The organism is Eggerthella sp. AM16-19 (assembly GCF_003474385.1).
Classification (GTDB): Bacteria; Actinomycetota; Coriobacteriia; order Coriobacteriales; family Eggerthellaceae; genus Senegalimassilia.
The window spans coordinates 68,931-86,462 of record NZ_QUCY01000003.1 but is presented as its reverse complement, the minus strand read 5'-3'; the positions used below and the strand labels follow the sequence as shown (position 1 = coordinate 86,462).

16 protein-coding genes and 2 pseudogenes are annotated in these 17,532 nt (G+C 58.0%); 5 read left to right on the top strand and 13 right to left on the bottom strand.

Features of this window, described 5'->3' with window-relative positions:
* Window positions 1-240: 240 nt before the first annotated feature.
* The 7 genes from DW178_RS02340 to DW178_RS02310 form a co-directional block, all read right to left on the bottom strand.
* Complete coding sequence (locus tag DW178_RS02340; RefSeq protein ID WP_118349504.1) at window positions 241-1,521, bottom strand: type II toxin-antitoxin system HipA family toxin; 1,281 nt, start codon at window positions 1,519-1,521, stop codon at window positions 241-243.
* Window positions 1,518-1,754: a helix-turn-helix domain-containing protein gene (locus DW178_RS02335; protein WP_114619999.1), complete on the bottom strand. Its 237-nt coding sequence runs from the start codon at window positions 1,752-1,754 to the stop codon at window positions 1,518-1,520. The genes DW178_RS02340 and DW178_RS02335 overlap by 4 nt, the downstream gene beginning before the upstream one ends.
* 122 nt (window positions 1,755-1,876) lie before the next feature.
* On the bottom strand, window positions 1,877-3,097 hold the full coding sequence (locus DW178_RS02330) for a HipA domain-containing protein (protein ID WP_118349503.1): 1,221 nt from the start codon (window positions 3,095-3,097) through the stop codon (window positions 1,877-1,879).
* On the bottom strand, window positions 3,094-3,420 hold the full coding sequence (locus DW178_RS02325; RefSeq protein WP_118349502.1) for a hypothetical protein: 327 nt from the start codon (window positions 3,418-3,420) through the stop codon (window positions 3,094-3,096). The genes DW178_RS02330 and DW178_RS02325 overlap by 4 nt, the downstream gene beginning before the upstream one ends.
* A gap of 172 nt (window positions 3,421-3,592) precedes the next feature.
* Complete coding sequence (locus DW178_RS02320) at window positions 3,593-4,123, bottom strand: hypothetical protein (protein ID WP_118349501.1); 531 nt, start codon at window positions 4,121-4,123, stop codon at window positions 3,593-3,595.
* A gap of 12 nt (window positions 4,124-4,135) precedes the next feature.
* Window positions 4,136-4,930, bottom strand: a complete 795-nt coding sequence (locus DW178_RS02315) for an AAA family ATPase (RefSeq protein ID WP_118349500.1) — start codon at window positions 4,928-4,930, stop codon at window positions 4,136-4,138.
* Between the two features lie 233 nt (window positions 4,931-5,163).
* Window positions 5,164-6,360, bottom strand: coding sequence for an MFS transporter (locus DW178_RS02310; protein ID WP_158573977.1), 1,197 nt, complete (start codon window positions 6,358-6,360; stop codon window positions 5,164-5,166).
* Between the two features lie 611 nt (window positions 6,361-6,971).
* Between DW178_RS02310 and DW178_RS02305 the strand changes: the two genes are divergently transcribed.
* The 5 genes and pseudogenes from DW178_RS02305 to DW178_RS02290 form a co-directional block, all read left to right on the top strand.
* Window positions 6,972-8,108, top strand: coding sequence for a DNA cytosine methyltransferase (locus DW178_RS02305; protein WP_118349498.1), 1,137 nt, complete (start codon window positions 6,972-6,974; stop codon window positions 8,106-8,108).
* Window position 8,109: 1 nt separating this feature from the next.
* The gene (locus DW178_RS02300) at window positions 8,110-9,606 is read left to right on the top strand and encodes a hypothetical protein (protein WP_118349497.1); all 1,497 of its coding nucleotides are present in this window, start codon (window positions 8,110-8,112) and stop codon (window positions 9,604-9,606) included.
* A gap of 204 nt (window positions 9,607-9,810) precedes the next feature.
* Window positions 9,811-9,978 carry a hypothetical protein gene (locus DW178_RS11240; protein WP_158573975.1) on the top strand — a complete coding sequence of 56 codons (168 nt, stop codon included), beginning with the start codon at window positions 9,811-9,813 and terminating at the stop codon, window positions 9,976-9,978.
* Window positions 9,979-10,100: 122 nt separating this feature from the next.
* Window positions 10,101-11,260: pseudogene (locus DW178_RS02295) on the top strand (IS256 family transposase).
* Between the two features lie 46 nt (window positions 11,261-11,306).
* Window positions 11,307-11,438: pseudogene (locus tag DW178_RS02290) on the top strand (transposase); the annotation flags it as partial.
* 246 nt (window positions 11,439-11,684) lie between these two features.
* On the opposite strand, the gene DW178_RS02285 reads toward DW178_RS02290, so the two are convergent.
* The 6 genes from DW178_RS02285 to DW178_RS02260 all read right to left on the bottom strand — a co-directional run bounded on the left by DW178_RS02285 (window position 11,685) and on the right by DW178_RS02260 (window position 17,529).
* A complete protein-coding gene (locus DW178_RS02285) occupies window positions 11,685-12,821 on the bottom strand; it encodes a DUF3800 domain-containing protein (RefSeq protein ID WP_118349495.1) in 1,137 nt (378 codons plus the stop codon).
* Window positions 12,822-13,171: 350 nt separating this feature from the next.
* Window positions 13,172-14,329, bottom strand: coding sequence for an IS110 family RNA-guided transposase (locus DW178_RS02280; protein ID WP_118349535.1), 1,158 nt, complete (start codon window positions 14,327-14,329; stop codon window positions 13,172-13,174).
* A gap of 336 nt (window positions 14,330-14,665) precedes the next feature.
* Entirely contained in the window at window positions 14,666-15,199 is a 534-nt protein-coding gene (locus DW178_RS02275; RefSeq protein WP_118349494.1) for a hypothetical protein, read from the bottom strand.
* 44 nt (window positions 15,200-15,243) lie between these two features.
* Window positions 15,244-15,762 (bottom strand): GNAT family N-acetyltransferase, encoded by a 519-nt coding sequence (locus DW178_RS02270; protein WP_118349493.1) that lies wholly within the window; start codon window positions 15,760-15,762, stop codon window positions 15,244-15,246.
* Entirely contained in the window at window positions 15,759-16,835 is a 1,077-nt protein-coding gene (gene pseG / locus DW178_RS02265) for a UDP-2,4-diacetamido-2,4,6-trideoxy-beta-L-altropyranose hydrolase (protein ID WP_158573971.1), read from the bottom strand. Before pseG ends, DW178_RS02270 begins: the two co-directional genes overlap by 4 nt.
* Before the next feature lie 4 nt (window positions 16,836-16,839).
* Window positions 16,840-17,529: a PIG-L deacetylase family protein gene (locus DW178_RS02260; protein WP_286168465.1), complete on the bottom strand. Its 690-nt coding sequence runs from the start codon at window positions 17,527-17,529 to the stop codon at window positions 16,840-16,842.
* Between the last annotated feature and the right edge of the window lie 3 nt (window positions 17,530-17,532).

Here is a 17,532-nt window from a genome sequence, read left to right as displayed (position 1 = left end):
CGCAGCGGCAGCGTTTCCCCAGGTCAGCGAAGTCGACAGCGGACGACGCCTGCGGAAAACCGCACAGAAACCAAGGACCCATGGCAAAATCAGGGCCCATTTCCTGCAGAACCGCCCAGAAGTCGCATGGCAACCGTCAACGCGAACAGGGGGCGGAGGTGTGTTCAGAAAGAGGCTTGCGTCTCGCAAAGTTGCACCCCGAACACACCTCCGTCCCCTGTTCACCAGATCAACGCCATCTCAATGCCGGGCACCCCCTTTCAGTTTGCGAATCCTTTCCAGCGCGTTTGCTTCATGGCGGGCTGCAGCGGCCGGATAGGCCGTCGATGCGATCCGGATGCCCTTCTCAAGATCCTTAAGCACGCGGTCGACGACCGACTCAACATCCGTTGTGGCCAATCCCCAGGAAACAGCCTCGGCGGCGACATCGGCCCGTGTAAGCTTCCCGGGGTCTATCACCCCGTTCACGCGCATGGAAAGAAGCGTCGTGCGCGGCTCGACCTCGGCAATGGGCACCACATCGTAGAGCGGTGCGAGCGTGGGGACCATTTGCTCGCAGTAGAGAAACGACGTGTTCTTGGCATGCGCATCCCAGTTGCCAAGCGCCAGGTTCGCAACAAGCTGGCGCAGCAGCTCCGCCTTCTCGCCCTCGGGATCGGAAGAGAACTTCTGCAGCAAACCGGCAATTGCAACGTATGTGGGATCATTGCCCTTAGGCGCACCCGCAGCAGCGTACTTACCGTGCGGGTCGATTCCAAGCGCCTGGCAAACATCCTCCTGATGAAGCCTAAGCACGTGTGCAGAGCCGTTGTCGGCGATTCTGTCGTAACGCTCAACCACCAGCGTGCTCGGCGCATCGTCCAGATCGAGCAGGGCTACCTTTGACGCGCGTGCCGCGTTCCCGGCCGCCGTCATGGCCCACGCCTCAGACTCCGCCAAACCGGGATAATGCTCGCTTTCAGGTTTGAGGATATGCGTGCTGGGGCTGTCACCCATCGGAAGCAGAACATCATCAGCGGCGACGGAAGATGCCCCCTCAGGAATCGCCGGCATGACAACGCACATCTTCTCCTGAAAGCCACCTAGCGACATGCGAAACAACCCGCTCTCAACTTGCGGAAGACGCTCCGTAGCGCTCGAAAGCTTTTCAGCCAACTCCGATGAGGGAATCTCCTCCAGCCGCAGTTCGCAAGCGCGCTCACGACCGTGCTCGAACACCCTCACCGCACCAGCGCACTCCCAGCCTATCTCGGCGAGAAGGCCGATCCAGTCATACGGCAACACGCCAAGGCTCCTGCAAACCTCGTCGCGGCGGTTTCCCTCGGGAAGCAGGCCATTGAACCAAGCAGAAGTTTTCGCCTCGCCGAACGGGCGAACTTTTGCGGGAAACGCCATTGAGAGCACCGGCCGGCCGGCAAGTTTGCCAACAATCGATTGCTCATACTCGAAGCGCCCGCCCTTGCGGTTCTCGACGATGCGTCCGATCAGGCTTTCTCCGAGGTAAACGTCGAGCTGCCTCATTCGGTCACCTCCACATCCGCGCCCTTGGGCACGATCACCATGCGAAAACCCAGCTGCTGCAGGTAGCGGTCAACCTTGATCGCCGACACGTTCTTGCCCGTCTCGAGCGCCGAGAGCGTGACCGACGAGAAGCCGAGCTTTCTCGCCATCTCTACCTGCGTGATACCGCGCGCCCTGCGCGCCTCCCGCAGAAACTCGCCGATGTCCTCGTATGAGTAAGCGTTGGTCCACATGCTATGCCGCCGTTCAAAATACTTTGTATTTGCCTTAGTAGCCCGAGTATACAAAATATTTAATATTGTCTCAATATCAAGAATGTTAAGTATTTTGAACGGTGTACGTGAACAGGGGACGATCACCTCTCAAGCCGTAGTCCCAGCTCCTGGAACGGCTGCTGGTTGTTGACGGCGATCGCCGTGGTCATTGTTTCCTGTATCCAATCTGGGTATTTCGCCAGAACGGCGGGCGCGTGCGTTGCGATTTGCGCGGCTATGGCTTCCACCGCTCCAACGAGGTCGTCTTCGCAGATCCCCGACGCCGCCGCTTCCGCTGCCCAATCGGACAGGGACAACTCGCTCGCCCGGTTCTTGGAATTGATCGGCATGGCCAGCAAATCGCTGGTTTCTTGCCACACTCGCATGCAAAGGGCGTCGTAGAGAGGGCACAACTCCACGCTTCCGTCCGATCGCAAAAACAGGCTGTAGTTCTTGCCGTGCGCATCGCAATTCCCCACCAGCGTGTTGAAAACGAGCCGCTTTGCCCACTCCCTCACCAGCGAGCGGCCGTTGGGCTGCCCTTTCAGCAGAGCAAACGCGTCGGCAGCGGTCACGGAATACTTCGCATGCCGCGAAACGCCCAACGCTTGCGCGAAATCCTCAACATGGATGCGCAAAACCCGCCCGTCGGCGCAAACCTCGCGATCGAATCTTTCGACGACATAAGCCCGATCTTCGCCGAACGACCGCACGAACGACCTTGCAACGTCCAGCCCACACGCTGCCGCAAGATGCATGGTCGCATCCTCCACCAGCGGGGTGCCGCAAAAGCGCTCATGGGGCGGTTTCACGATGTGGGTCGAAGGGTGCTTGGCGTTCGGCCAGGTCAAACGGCCGCCGAACCGCTCCAAAGCGAATTTCCCCTGCGAACCCGCAAGGGCGAAACGGCTGCGGCGATCATCGGACTGCCACGTCGTCCAGCCGCGCCCGAGCCGGTAAACCTTGATCGCGACGTCCTTTTCCCTTGCGAACTCTCGAGCCTGGAACGTGATTTCTCCCAGCTCGGGAACCGACGTGAAGCACAGTCCGCCCGTCGTGTCCGTTGCCACAAGAAGATCGAGCGGGTCTGCCGACGCCGCGCCGAACCAGAGCCGCATCGCCTCGCGTTCGCTGTCGTTGTCCGGCAACAGGCCGTCCAAGAACGCGCCCGGGGCATCGACCTGCCAGGAGCCGTCGAGCGGCAACGAAAGGCTGATGGGCATGGAAGCTTCCGGGGCGTATTTGAACCGAGTCACGCCGTCGGAGTCCTCAAAGAAGCGTCCGACCAGGCGATTCTGCAGCCACGCGTACGCTTCCCTCATTCCATGCCCCTCTCAAGCTCGTCGTCGCCAGGGAGCGAGAACAACTCGACGCGCAGCGCTTCGCACAGCGCGAAAAGGTCGGCGGACGCGCCCTTCCCTTTCAGGATCAGGTCCTCGGCGGCTTTCTCCGTAATGCCGGCCGCCGCCGCAACCTCGGGGATGGACATTTCCCGGTACCACATGAAATCCAGCAGCTCATCGCTCACATCGCGGCAGGTGGCCGGCATGCTCACGAACAGGTCGGGGACCCCGCCGGAATCGGCGCCCTCGTATTCGCTCACCAACGGCGGATGCGGCACCCCATCGGTATACCTGCGATACACGGCGATTCCCCCTCATGCGTTTCATCGCGTTGTTGTCGGCAATGATAACGTTAACGCTTTCGTCCTTGAACAGGGGACGGAGGTGTGTTGAGGAAGAGACCTGCGTTTCGCAAAAGACCGCCCCAAACGCACCTCCGACCCCCGTTCTTCCAGCCAGGCGCTTACCCGCGCGTTATAGGTAATCCGGCGTCTTGAGCGACACCCCCTGCTTCAGCTGCGCTATGTCTTTCGAGGTCAGATAGCTCTTCTCAGCGAGTGCGGCCGCAAGCCTCTCCAGCAAGGCGCGATTACGCAGAAGCGTGCGCTTCGCTTTCCCGTAGTAATGCCCCAGCATATGCGACGCAACCACCTGGCGCCGCTGCTTTATGCCCTCGGCGTCGTCGTAGCCGTCCTCTTCGTCGAAGAAACCGCAGGTGGGGCTATGCAGCCAGAACCCGTCCGCGCACGATTTCCCCAGCAAGCTTGACAGCGTCTGGAACGCCCGCTTGATGTCGTCGTCCGCACCCGTATCGGAGATGCCGAAAACCACGTCGACTGCTGCGCGGCCGCTCAGGCCCACCAGCACCTCATCGATGCCGGCGCGCAGCAGGTCATCGGCCTCGCGCCAGTTCCGCACCGTGAAGCCGCTGTGGTTGCGCTTCGCCGACTTGCTTTTCGCCGAGACGAGCGCCACGCTGCCCGGCACCAGCAGCTCCTGCATCACAGCATGGCCGGCCTAGTGCCACACGACGATCGACTTCGTCGACCTGCTGGATAGGTCCACGACGTCCGTCTCGTACAGGCACTCCGCCGGCGCGTGGAACACGGCGCGCATGCTCGCCTCAATCATGTGCTCGGTTGTGATGCGATCGCTCTTCGAATAGGCGGCGATGATGCCGGCCTCGTTCACCACGGTTTCGAGCGTTGCACACGAATGCCCCGCCAGCATCGAGGCGATCAGCTCCGGATCGAGGTCTTCAGCGAAGGGCTTGTTCGCCAAGTAGCCGGCGACGATCCTGACCGCATCCTCGCCCTTCGGAGTTTCCACGCAAATCTGCCGATCGAAATGCCCAGGTCTGAGCAGGGAACCCGGCAGATTCTTGATATTCTCGTTGGCGGTGGCCAGCACGAACACTTCTGTGCCGCGCATGTTGTCGATGCAGCTTTGCACAGCCACGAACTCGGCGGCATCGCGATGCTGGAAGTCGCTGTTGGCGAATTTGTCCATGTCGTCAAGGAGCACGATGGACGGCGCGTTTTGCTCCGCTTCCTCGAAGACGCCCTTCATCTTGTCGATGAAGGGGTTGTCCGACTCGGTACGGCGACAGGTGAATGCAGGGCGCCCGCTTGCCTTGATGAGGCAGTTCGCCATAAGCGTTTTGCCCGTTCCCGGCCGACCATACAGAATCAGGCCGCGCGGGGACGCCATGCCAAGCTTCCGATAACGCTCGGCGTTTTTGAGCGTATCGGCGATGCGGACGAGCTCTTCCTTGGTGGCATCGTAACCGATGATGTCGTCGAATTCGTTCATAGACCTTCTTTCGCAGGATTGATTGTTGGGTCTGCGACGTCGATTTTACGGCATCGTGGAGTTTCGAGACCGCCATAGTACGGCCATGTAGCGGCACTTCGCCAGCGGCGCCGCGCCGCAATCTGCTTCAAGGTTGGCGAAGGTATTTACGCGTAACCGAGCAGGCGCGAAGAGGGCTTTGCATCCATTGGTCAGCAGCGACAAGTGTCGACGCTTATCTGACTGCACACTTGCTAGCCTTTCTGTGCACCGCGCCGCTCGATTACGGCGACGCCGATCGAGAGCGCAAGGCCGGCCGCGGCGAGCGCAGCCAGAACCCAAATGGCGGACGCAAGGCCCGCGCCGTCGCCCAGCGCACCGAGCATGGGCGACGCGATGCCGCCGACAGCTACCGCCACGCCAAAGGTGAGCCCCGATGCTGTGCCCAGATGCTCGGGCAGATACTCCTGCGCCAGCGCCACGGCGGGCGGGTTGAAAAGATTCAAGCACATCGCCAGCACCATAACCGCCGCCACGCAGAGCCACACGCTGCCCGAAAGCAGGAACGAGGCAAGCGACGCCACCATGAGAACGAAACAGCCGATCATGAGGCGCGACGCGGGAACACGATGCGACATGAAGCCAGCCGAAGCCGTTGCCACCGCGCCGAAAATCGAGAACACGGTGATAAGCAGCGAGGCGGAATCTTCCGCCGCGTTGAACGTGGTCACCAAGTAGAGCGGGAAGAAGCTGGTCACGCCATAGAACACGATGGAGCGAACCGAAAGCGCGCCGAGCACCACGCCGAACGCACCCCATCGGTCGCGCTTGCCCCGGCCCGCCAACGAGCCGCCTCCGCGGACGCCGAAGGCCAGGAAGCGCTTGCTCAGCGCAAGGAGCACCAGCGCGTACGGAAGGCAGAGGACCAGATACACGAGCGTGCCCGAAAGCCCGAACGCCGTAACGGCGGCGACGCCGATGATGGGCCCTAGACAGAAGCCGATTTGGCCGCCGACGGAGAAAATCGACATGCTCATGGCTTTGTCGTCGCCGCCGGCGAGGTATGCCAAGCGCGCCCCTTCCGGGTGCAGCATGGCATTGCCGACCCCCGAAGCCATTGCCGCCAAAACCACCAGCCAATACGACTGCAGCACGCCCACCAGCGCGATGCCCAAGCCCGCAAGCGCCACGCCGACCGACATGAGCCACGGACGCGCCTTCTTGTCGCCCATGAGACCGAACAGGGGCTGGATGACCGCCGACGCGATGTTCGACGCCAAAACCAGCGCCGTTATCTCGGTGTACGAGAACCCGGATTGAATCACCAGAAACGGCAGCACCGAAGCTAAGCCGCCCTGTGCGGCATCGACGCAGATATGCCCGCCCATCAAAACGAAGGGAAGCTTATTGGATTGGCCGCGCTTCTTGCTCTTATCTTTGTTTGCGCTCATAACCTGCACTTTTCTTAAATAGTCGAACGGAAGCACACCGCATGGGGCAAGGTCCGGCGCCGTTTTTGCACGCGAATGCGCAACTCGACGGTCCCGGGACGCCTTGCCACCGCTTAACGGCAAGAGTCGGCAGGAAGAGGGCCGCCCCCCCCCCGCACGGAGGCTACCACGCATCAGGCGCGCATGCCGCCGCGATGCACGATTGTAATCGTCCCCTGTTCACCCTGTCCGACACGGAGTCTAACAAAACAGCGCATAAGGCGTTGTTCGGCAGTATGGAAAGAGTCCCTTAAAGAGCGCGAAAGCATGGGCGTCATGCAAAGCAGCGGCGCGGTCGACGGCCTTCGCGGGGACCGTCCGCAGGCGAAAGCGCGACGGCGGGGCGATGGCGCGGCGGGGCCACCGCCGGAACGTCGAAAGCCGGCGTCCCGCCTGATGGGGATGGACGTTCTAGCTACCGCCCATGATCCACGGATCGCGCCAGAGCCTTGCGATCGCGCTTCCCGAGCACCGGCCAGGACGCGCCCCGCGCAACCGGCGCGCTTCGCAGCGTTTGCCGTCCCACCCTTGCCGCCTGCAAGCCCCGTTTTGAACTGCGGGGACGATTATTCATGGACAAGCCTTTCTGGTTTTTAGCTGCAGTTTCTGCATCGCAACCAGAAATTATTATGAGAGCCACTACTTCCGAAGATAGAATAAAGAGATTAAATAAAATCATACTGAGGTGCACATTGAACCAATTTTTGCAAACACTGAATGGCTACACGCTTACCGAAGACAAGAACGCTCCAACTGTAGTGTCCTTCTTCTCCGGTGGTGGCGGACTCGATCTGGGTTTATCTCTTGCAGGCTTTAGAACCGCATACGCCTCCGACTTGGAGAAACAACATTGCGAGACTCTCCAAAACAATTTTCCCAATGCTGTAATCGAGGCAGCTGATATTAACGATTCGACTGGTGATCACATCAGACAAATTACCGGCATCAATCAGTTCGATCTCATGGCTGGTGGTCCTCCATGCCAGGCGTTCAGTATCCTTGGCCAGCGCAAGGCGTGTGCAGACCCTCGAGGGATGCTCGTTTATCAGTATGTTCGCATGCTTAACGAGCTTCAGCCTCGCGCGTTCGTGTTCGAAAACGTTCCTGGCCTTCTAACCGTTAATGGCGGTCAGGACTGGAAAGAATTTCTTCAATATCTCGAGGAAAATACAAAGTATCACTTTCATTATAAGGTGATGAATTCGGCAGATTATGGATGTCCCCAGATTCGAAAGCGCGTCATAATTGTCGGCTTCAAAGAGGACATTCCGTTCGAATTCCCTAAGCCAACTCATTTTGAAAAGCCAAAAGACGGTCAAGCTGGATGGGTTAAATCAAGATTCGCATTTGAAGACCTCGAAGGTGTGCCGAATCATGTCATTCGAGCACACTGCGATAGGGTTAGAAACAGATACGACAAGGTAAAACCAGGCGAGAGGGATCACACGGACCACACCGATCGAGTACACCCTGATAGACCTTCCGGAACGGTCCTGGTTGGCTCCCGAGGCGGTGGCGGTAGGCCGTTCATTCACCCATTCGATCCAAGGCATATTACCGTTCGCGAAGCTGCACGTCTTCAGACTTTCCCTGACTGGTATGAGTTTGCCAACACCACAACTTGGCAGTATCGCGCTGTTGGCAATGCTGTTCCTGTTCTTATGGCAAAAGCCATCGGCAAAGCAATAAAGAAAGCGCTGGGTTATTAATATGGCAGATTTGACACTCCCTTATCCAGGGTATAACTGGCAGCTCACACAACACATGGGTATGGTCGACAGCGCTTCTCTGTCGGCTTTGCTTGAGGCCGCCGATCTGTTTAAGGGAGCACCCGATTTTTCTCAGTGCGTTTCTTCGTATATGGCAAATCTGAGTATGTTTTCCGAAAACATCCGATCCGACTCTGGGCATTCGGATACATGGCGTGACTATCAGCAAATCCTTTCCGAACTCGGTCTTATTGTCTCTACAACCCTAACGAGTACCTTGAATCTGAACATCACGCCAGCCGGTCTCTTGTTTCTCGATGGAGAGATGAGTTATTCGGAAATGATGGCAACACAGGCCCTTAGATATCAATACCCCAATGACTATAAAGGCATACCAAACCAGGCAAAAGCGTATGCTCAAGCTAGAGGCATCAACAAGAGATGGATGCTCGACAAAACCCATGGTGTTCGGATCAAACCTGCTGTTCTGATTATCCGCACGCTTCTCGCTTTGTACGAGGAAAACCCCACTAATGCGGTTTTAACTGCAGCAGAGTGCGCCACTGCACTCGTTCCTGTCAAAAACCACGACAACCCCTTGTTGGGTTACGAGAATTTGAAATACATCAGGGCAAACGGAGTTCTTACACACGACCAAGTGCTAAGGAGAAGCTGCGCTGAATGGTTTTCCCTACTTCTCCAAACCGGTCTTGCGATTGGTGGCCGTCAGGAGCTGCGCCTAAGTCAGTATGCAATTGAGAACTTATTCCAGATTGATGACATTTGTTCTATTCATGAGACAAACCAGGATGAGTATTGGTTCCCTAAGGGACAAGAATCCGATTCGTTTGACTGGTTTGTCTATTACGGTTCGCCCGATACCAGCACTATGAGCCAACATGTTGAGATCCTTTCGCCCATTCAAGGAGATGGATTTACGATCGACCATACGGAAATTATTTCTGGCACTACGTCCGGCGATCTTAGGCTTGTTGATTTTTCAACGCCTCCAAGTTCACCTAGCTTTAATCCTAATATCAACGAGAGACACTATTCGCCCGACGCCATCCGCCTTGGAATCCAGCGTCGCACGAAGGCTGGTCGTCGCCATGAAGAGTTGGTTGGAATTGCTCGACAAAGAATGATTGAAGCGGATTTCAAAGTATTCAAATCTGATGCTGTTGATTTGCTAGGCATAAGAGACGATAAATGCCTTATCGTTGAAGCTAAGACCATCACCAAGAAGAATCTTGTATCCCAAACTCGAAAAGGCTTAATGCAGCTAGGCGAATACAGGTACCGCTATTTGACGGAAGCGGAGGGTCACCAGAAACCAGAAACATTGCTTCTGCTCAGCTCTAAAACATCGTACGAGCAATGGCGTATTGGGTTCATGGAGAGTATCGACATTGGGTGCGCAAACATAAACCCAGATAATACGTTTAGCTCTTGCGTAAGCCGAGAAATCGCGAATTCGATATTTCAGTATGCATCCTAATATTGCAGGGGTGCGGGGGATCCCCCCGCTAACGGTGACGAACGAGGGCATAGCCCCTTCGTAGACGATATGTCCCGCATCCGCTGAACCGATAATCGAAAGAAGCCACTGAGCTGTTCGACCGTGGGCTGTTGGCGTACGCTGGGTACCGCCATGCAAACCAGCTGCCGTTCGCCGCGGCGAACGGCAGAAAGGAGCTTCGCCATGCAAGAGCACGCCGTCAGGTCCAGCCGCGCCTCGACCATCGCGATCGACCAGCACGCCGAATCGGTCGCGATGCGCGCCCTCGGCGTTTCCACCGGGGAAACCAGAAGCGCCAAGTTCGCGGGATGCCCAACGGCGGGCGACATGGTTGAGTGGGCCGCCGCATAGGCGGGTAACGTAAAATTCTTTGCGCACTTTGAAAGCTGAACACGTCCAGAAAAGAGAAAAGACATGGCACGTGCCGTCGGTATGATTTGAGTGTCGAATTCAATCATGCTAGGAGGCAGGCCATGTCCAACCCAATCGTATCATTCGACGAGGAGGCGGTGAAGTCCGAGCTGCGCGAGCTGGTCAGGAAAACCATCGAGGAGACCATCAACGCGATGCTCGACGAGGAGGCCGACCAGCTGGTGGGCGCCGCGCCCTATGAGCGCACCGACGGGCGGGCGGCGTACCGCGCCGGCCACTACAAGCGAGGCTTCACCACCACGTCGGGCCAGGTCACGCTCAGGATGCCCAAGCTCAAGGGCATGCGCTTCGCCACGGCGGTCATCGAGCGCTACAAGAGGCGCGAGACCTCGGTCGAGGAGGCCATCATCGAGATGCACCTGGCCGGCGTGTCGACGCGGCGCATCGAGGACGTCGGCGAGATCCTCTGGGGCGCGGGCGTCTCCGCCGGCACGGTCCCCAACCTGAACGACAAGGCTTTCAAGGCGGTCGAGGAGTGGCGATGCAGGCCCCTGGCCTGCGAATACCCGTACGTCTACGTCGACGGCATCTACCTGAAGCGAAGCTGGGGCGGCTCCTACGAGAACGTGGCGGTCATGGCAGCGATCGGCGTGAACGAGGACGGCTACCGCGAGGTGATCGGCTGCGCCGAGGGCTTCACCGAGTCGTCGGAGTGCTGGCGCGACTTCCTGTCGTGGCTGAAGTCGCGCGGCCTTCGCGGCGTGCGCATGTTCACCGGCGACAAGGCCGCCGGCATGGTCGGATCGATCGCCGAGGTGTTCCCCGGGGCCAAATACCAGCGCTGCACCGTGCCTTCTACCGCAATGTCCTTGCCAAGATCCCCAAATCCAAGCGCCCCCAGGTCGCGGCCATGCTCAAGGCCATCCACGCCATGGAGTCGCGCGAGGCGGCGTCGGCCAAGGCGGGGTCGGTGGCCGCCGAGCTCGAGTCGATGAAGCTGAAGGAGGCCGCCAAGGTCGTGCGCGAGGGCTTCGCCGAGACGCTGACGTGATGCGAGATGCCCCGCGAGCATTGGCGGCGCATACGCACGAACAACGCCATCGAGCGCCTGAACAGGGAAATCAGGCGCAGGACCCGCGTGGTCGGCACGTTCCCCGACGGGAAATCCGCGCTGATGCTGGTGGCCGCCCGCCTGAAATACGTCGCGGACAGCGAATGGGGCTCCCGCCGCTACCTGGACGCGTCTCTGCTCAAGGAGTAGCCGTGCCGGCGGCTGACTGAATTTGCGCAAAACTATTGACGGTACCGAGGGCGTCAGCGAGATCCTGTGGGGCGCGGGCATCTCCGCCGACACAGTCTCCAACCTCAACGAGAAGGCGTTCAAATCGGCCGACGAGTGGCGGTGCCGGCCGCTGACCTGCGCTTATCCGTATGTCTTCTGACCTGTGTCGTCTTTTCGGACATGCATGCTAGAGGCACAATCCTTTGGAATGCACTCATCGATAAAGGCGAGGCGTGCAATGCCGCCGTGTCGTTTCGAGAAGACTCGCTCCCATAACGATGCCACCCTAGCGTGCGCGAATCGAACCTTCCGAGGGCGAAGACGCGCGGCGGCCAAGAGCTATTCCGTGGACCGCGTATACGGAATAGCTCTTGCTTTGCTGGGGAGCTACCCCGTATATGATTTAAGGGCTGCAGAGAAAACTCAATGCGTTCTCTCTTCCGAGGATGGTGCCATTTGCACCTACGTTCGATATGAGTGAACGATGGAGGCCGTCGGAGCGATCAATTAGCCTTTTTGCCGTTCTTAAGTTGTCGATCTCTTGCGATTGAAGATGCCCGTCGTCAGGATTTCGCATCCAGTCGTCAAGAAAGGCGAACAGACGAGAGAGGAACCCCACCCAGACATCAGCTAGCTGCACCAACGGCTCACTTTTGGAATCGACAAAAATGTAGTTGTTCAGAGGCTTGGCAAGCTCCATGGAAACATAGGATTCTTCATCGAAAATGTGAGTCGCATTCGGGAGCACTGCGCATGCCGAGATGTAGTGAGAAGAGAAGTCGTCAACGAGCGAATCATCCTTGTTGCCTTCAAGAAAAGCCAGGGGTTCTTCTTTGGATGCGGCCTTCACCATTTGCCTCAGAGTCTCCAGAAAGAAACCCTCCATCTCCTCAGACGACCGTTCCGTCGACTGGCGGAGCGAGATGACCCATTGGATAAATTCGCAGAAAGGGCGAACTTTGCTTCGGCTGACGTTCGGATACCCAAAGCCAGAAAGCTCATCCAGGAAAGCAATCGGATCTTGAAGGGCGCAGAGGTATAGCTCGTTTTTCAGCTCCCGCTCAAATATCACGGTGGCTCTATGAATGGGTATTGCGATAAGGGAGTCGACTATGTCAACGATGGAGTAGTACAGGTTGTCCTGAGCGTGGTAGTGCACGGCCACCCCGCCTCTGTCGATGAGGCTCAAAAAGTCCGTTGTCTCTTGTCGCCTAAGAGCCTTCCGGAAATCTTTGCTGCCCCCGAGAACCGATTTGCATTTTATCTCGCCGTTCGGAGCCGGAAGTTTCTTGGAGCCCTCTAGGAGTTCGGGAAGCGCCGCATCGTCCGTCACGACGATGCCGCCGAGTATAAAATCTCTCTCAAAGGCACGGGCATCCCTTACCCTACCGTCTCTGTAAGAGACAGAGCGCCAGTTTCCCGTCTCGTCGTAATAGAGACGCCAAGGCTCTTCGCAAATTTCGAAGCCGTGAAACGCCGCGATCATCTCGCCGAAACCCATGGGCGAATCACTGGCTGCACCGCTATCGACTTCGGGCATGCAGCGCCTCCTTGTGATTTGCAATCAAAGAATGGATCTCATAATGCCAGTATGCCAAACGCCAGCGATTCGATAAAGACAGGAATCTGCCGGTCGGGCATTCCGAGTAAAATCAGGACCACCCGCATAGCGGGTAGTTCGCTCTTAGGGTATAACCCATGGAAGGCCGGCTTGCGCCTAAAAGCGCCGGCCTTCAGGCTATCCAGACCCTATTGCACTTAACCTGCGGCGAGCCGGTCGAACCGGCGGGGGGTGTTCCTATAGTTCTGTCAAGAGGGATTCGCCCTTTCGATGAGCGTTTTTGGCAATGCTGACGCAGGCCCTGCCGGGCCTGCGATCTCCGCCGGCCGTTAGGCTGCGTACGGAACCTTGTCCCTCATAATCGCGTAAATCACCTTGAGCCGCTTCCTCGCCACGGCTTTCGGCGCCTTGCCGTGCGGCATGCCCCTGTCGCGGCAGCGCGCGTAATATTCGCCCCATCGGTTGCGGCTGCGCGCAAGGCAGTTGCAAGAGAATATGAGCAGGTTCTTCAGCCTCTTGTTGCCCTGCCGCGACGCGGACACCGACGATATCGACGTGCCGGACCGCCTGTTGCGCGGCGCGAGCCCGCAGTACGAGGCGAGCCTGTCGTGGCCCGCGAAGTCGGCTATGTCTATGGATATGACCAGCTCGGATGCCGTTCGCGGTCCTATGCCGGGCACTGTGAGCAGGCACCTGTACGTCTCGTCGGCGGCGGGCAGCGCGGATATCTCGGAGGTCGGCGACTCTATCTCGGCGGCGTTCTCCGACATCCTTCGCGCGAGCAGCCGAACGGCGCGGTCCTCGCAGGCGACGGCCGCCGGGTGCGGCCTGCTTGACGATTCGACGGATCCGACCAGCGCCGCCACTTCGCCGCGCCTGCAGCCGCGCGTGAGCGCCCCGACGGACTGCGACGAGGCCTCGGATATCGACCACGGGCCGCCGACGGCGGCCATGAGCTCGAGGGTCGCCGGGTCCGAGAGGTCGGCTTGCGCCTCGAATTCCGGGCACGATTCGAGCAATATGCTGCGGAGCCTGTTCTTGCTGCGCGTGTTCTCGCAGGCCAAAAAGTCCCTTTGCGCGGCGAGCGACCTGGCGGCCTCTATCTCGGGCGGCCTGTCGGCCACCGCAAGCAGCGCGTCGGGTATGCCCAGCGCCGTCTTGGCTATGACCATCGCGTCGCGCTCGTCGGTCTTGGCGTCTCCGGCGAACAGCTTCGAGGCGCCGTGCGCGGCGAGCCCGGGCAGGTGCGCGCGCGGCATCCCGGCGAGCTTGGCGCGCGAAAGCGCGAGCGAGCCGATGTTGCGGACCTGGTCGACGACGACCAGCGCGCCCGGGTGCTGCGCGTAGAGCCCGTCGATGGCGTTCTCCCTGTTGGGAATGGGCCCGCTTGCCAGGAGCTCGCCCTCGCGCGTGACGACGCACGCCCAGTGCGCCGATTTCCCGACGTCGAGCCCTATGACGATTCTCGGCTTGGTGGGTGGTGCCATGGTGGTGTCCTCCAATCGTCAGGCCGATCGGAAGCCCTCCCCTCGACACCCACATTACCCGGCCGTGGCCCCCGGGCCCGGCAGTTTCCTATCAGTCGTTCGGAGCGGCGAGCGTCCTCGGTGGCAACACCCCCCGGGCCCTCGAGGGGCAGGGGCGGACGGCCATCCGGGGACGCCCGATCGGCGGCCCCTCGGGGCTTGGCCAAACTGTACGCCATGCGCCGAATGATCGCCATCGAAGTTCATTGATGGCTTATCTCAGACTGTAATGGGGTAAGGAAATGCGGACGTCCACCCTCAACAACGGCAAACCAGGATGCAGGAAACGTTAAAACCTCAGTTTCCAGCATCTCCAACTGATGATGTTGCATTACCGTCCTGGGAATTTCCAAATGACGCAATCTTCTGTGCGCAAAGATTCGTTAACGGCTCACCGATAGCAGCCTTATAGTTAAAGCCTAGTAGTTGCATTGTTCTTAGCGTATCCGCTGATACTAGTTGGCGAAACTGTTGCAAACTCTCACGTCTTGCCCTCGCTGCTACAACCTCGTTTGAATCCCCTTGCCCAGGATCAGGTGCGATTAAATCCAAGACTCGACCGATAGTTGCGTCCAAGCTTGCTATATCATCATCGCTAATTTGCACACGGTCGAGTTCTGCTTTATACCCCTGGGCAATCATGATTGCATTAGCACGCTCTTCAAGCAACTCGCTTATTAGTTCGTCGTAGGCCGTACGTATGATATCCGCGTTCTTCTCTGCTTTGAGCGCCTTCACTTTTGCCGTAACAGCAGAAGCAGTTCCTTTAGCGCTAAGAGTTGCTAGAGATACACCCAAGCTTGCAACCCCTTCTGCAATGATCGGATCCATTGCCTGGTCTCCTATCCCCAGCGACCCTCTAAGCTGCTATTCTTTTATATCCGCCCACGAACAACTTCTAGCAACAGATCTTTTTTACTCGGATAATCTACCGTATCGAAAACATAGCGATACGATCCGTCAGTCGGACCTTCTTCGATGTAGCCCGTTCGCAAAAATGCTTTTCGAGATGCCGGGTTGGTCTCCTTCACCCATCCGAATAAAATCTGCACATCGGCTAGATTCTCTGCTGCTTCGATAGTTACAAGGGCAACAATCGTCTTAGCAAGGCCACGACCTCGCCAGTCAGGACCTATACAGTAGCCGATTTCTGCCTTCCCGTCCTCGATATAGAGCTTAATGTGGCCAACATCCTCGCCGTCAACTTCCATCATATACAGATAGATATTCGGATCAGCAAGAGACCGACCCATCCAAGACAGATGTTCCTCCAGCGTTATGGGATCGGAGGAATACGAATTCGCCCTATCAAGCGGATCATTCACCCACTCAAGTATTAGCTCAGCGTCCTGCATTTCGACAGGCCTCAATCTTGCCTTTTGGTTCGTCATCATTCACGCACCCCACAATCACAACCACACAAGCCCAGAAGAGACTCCGCCAGCCTCTCGGCGCCGCACCCATCGACCACAGAACAAGCCGCATCCGACAAGCGCAGCATCTCTTTCTCATCATCGAGCAATCCAGCTAGCGCATGCAAAGCCGTTTCAACGGAGCCACTGCCACGAAGGTCCCCTCCATTAGCCATGGCGCCACTTGCAACAAAGGACGCAAGGGGCTTTGCCTGATCATCCGATAAGCAATAGGCAACAGTCGGTAAGCCGCAAGCGCACAATTCGTAGAGTGTTGTGCCCGACGCCGATAGCGCCGCCTCAAACCCGCACATAAGGCCCGCCACGTCTTCGACGCCCTCTCGAAGTTCGAGCCAGCCATGCATCGCTTCCATGCGGCGCAACTCGATTAAATCAGGCTCGGAAGAACCAAGCATGAAAGTAAAGCGTCGTCCGCATCTCAACTTGGAATCCGCCGCAAGAGCGCGCGCAAACCGAAGCGCTATGCGCTCAGGATCAGAGCCGCCCACGCAAACGAGCACACCGGATTTCTCCGCACGCTTGCCATAAGGGACAAGAGCCCGAAACTGCTCACGCAGAGGCGCATAAGACGGCCCTAATAGCAGCTCAGTGCCCGAGCATCCCTCATAGAGTCGCCCATACTCCGCCTTATCGGCGGATATGTTGTAGTTCACCACAACATCCGCAGGACGGACCGCGTCTCCAAAGTCATCAAAATAAGCCAAGTGCGCGATGCTCCTTGAGGCTTCGAGAAATTCATCAACAGCATAGTAGCTGTCTACAATGAGCACACAAGAATCCACACTGCAGGCAAGCTCGTGTAGTCGCTCAAGCTCTGGAATCAGATTCCTGTAATCCCCATTCAGCCCTAGTGCATCATAGCCCCTACGCCTAGCAAAAGCTGCAGCCTCAGCGTCGGCACATGCAAATACGCACCGAGCGCCGATGCGTGTAGCAGCATCGGCGACTGACAAGCACCGCATAAGGTGCCCCAATCCCACCAACGGGTTTGCGTCCACCCTAAACAGCAGCGTCTTTTCGTGCACGGACGCCATTTCTCTAAAGTACCTCACGCAAAAGCATAAAAGCCTCAGCATAAGTGCAGCCCACATTAGAGCCGCGGTAAGCAGCAAGCGCCCTCAGCGCCTCAGGACTACGGGGATGTGGCGCCACAGCACCTTCGCTACGATATTTCCCCATACCGGCGATCTTAGCCTCAACCGTACCGCTTACATCTACGAAAACGTTGGGTCGAAACGGTTCAGCATACATATAGTTCCACTCAGTCGAGGAAGGAGTCTCAAACGCATAGATTCGCTTCACGCAGTACTGACCGACCGGCCTACATGCCGTAAGTACCGCCTCACATGTCTTGCGGTGATCTATATTCAGATCACCATGATGATGAGTAAAAATCGTGTCGGGGCGATAGAGCTCCACGTAGTAGCTGACCTTTTTGATAATGTCAAGCAAGTCAACTTCATCCATGCGGTTGTCGGGAAAACCGCAGAAATCAATACTTTCAAAACCCACAACGGCTGCCGCCGCGCGAGCATCCGCCTGCAACTCCGCGAGTTCACCGAGGTCGGACTCTTCACGCGTTTCGGCACGAGACGTCAGACCTTCGGCCAAAATAACCGCCCTTACGGTCACCCCCGCGTTTGCCAGGCGCCTTACAGTTCCGCCCTCACCCAAAAGCTCATCGTCGGGGTGGGCTGCTACCACAAGAACGTTTTTCAACTCATCCATTCC

What these genes read in the sequence shown, in the direction of transcription:
- DW178_RS02340 (WP_118349504.1), bottom strand. Translation starts at nt 1,521, where the DNA reads ATGAGGCAGCTCGACGTTTACCTCGGAGAAAGCCTGATCGGACGCATC.
- DW178_RS02335 (WP_114619999.1), bottom strand. Translation starts at nt 1,754, where the DNA reads ATGTGGACCAACGCTTACTCATACGAGGACATCGGCGAGTTTCTGCGG.
- DW178_RS02330 (WP_118349503.1), bottom strand. Translation starts at nt 3,097, where the DNA reads ATGAGGGAAGCGTACGCGTGGCTGCAGAATCGCCTGGTCGGACGCTTC.
- DW178_RS02315 (WP_118349500.1), bottom strand. Translation starts at nt 4,930, where the DNA reads ATGAACGAATTCGACGACATCATCGGTTACGATGCCACCAAGGAAGAG.
- DW178_RS02310 (WP_158573977.1), bottom strand. Translation starts at nt 6,360, where the DNA reads ATGAGCGCAAACAAAGATAAGAGCAAGAAGCGCGGCCAATCCAATAAG.
- DW178_RS02305 (WP_118349498.1), top strand. Translation starts at nt 6,972, where the DNA reads ATGGACAAGCCTTTCTGGTTTTTAGCTGCAGTTTCTGCATCGCAACCA.
- DW178_RS02300 (WP_118349497.1), top strand. Translation starts at nt 8,110, where the DNA reads ATGGCAGATTTGACACTCCCTTATCCAGGGTATAACTGGCAGCTCACA.
- DW178_RS11240 (WP_158573975.1), top strand. Translation starts at nt 9,811, where the DNA reads ATGCAAGAGCACGCCGTCAGGTCCAGCCGCGCCTCGACCATCGCGATC.
- DW178_RS02285 (WP_118349495.1), bottom strand. Translation starts at nt 12,821, where the DNA reads ATGCCCGAAGTCGATAGCGGTGCAGCCAGTGATTCGCCCATGGGTTTC.
- DW178_RS02280 (WP_118349535.1), bottom strand. Translation starts at nt 14,329, where the DNA reads ATGGCACCACCCACCAAGCCGAGAATCGTCATAGGGCTCGACGTCGGG.
- DW178_RS02275 (WP_118349494.1), bottom strand. Translation starts at nt 15,199, where the DNA reads ATGGATCCGATCATTGCAGAAGGGGTTGCAAGCTTGGGTGTATCTCTA.
- DW178_RS02270 (WP_118349493.1), bottom strand. Translation starts at nt 15,762, where the DNA reads ATGATGACGAACCAAAAGGCAAGATTGAGGCCTGTCGAAATGCAGGAC.
- pseG (WP_158573971.1), bottom strand. Translation starts at nt 16,835, where the DNA reads ATGGCGTCCGTGCACGAAAAGACGCTGCTGTTTAGGGTGGACGCAAAC.
- DW178_RS02260 (WP_286168465.1), bottom strand. Translation starts at nt 17,529, where the DNA reads ATGGATGAGTTGAAAAACGTTCTTGTGGTAGCAGCCCACCCCGACGAT.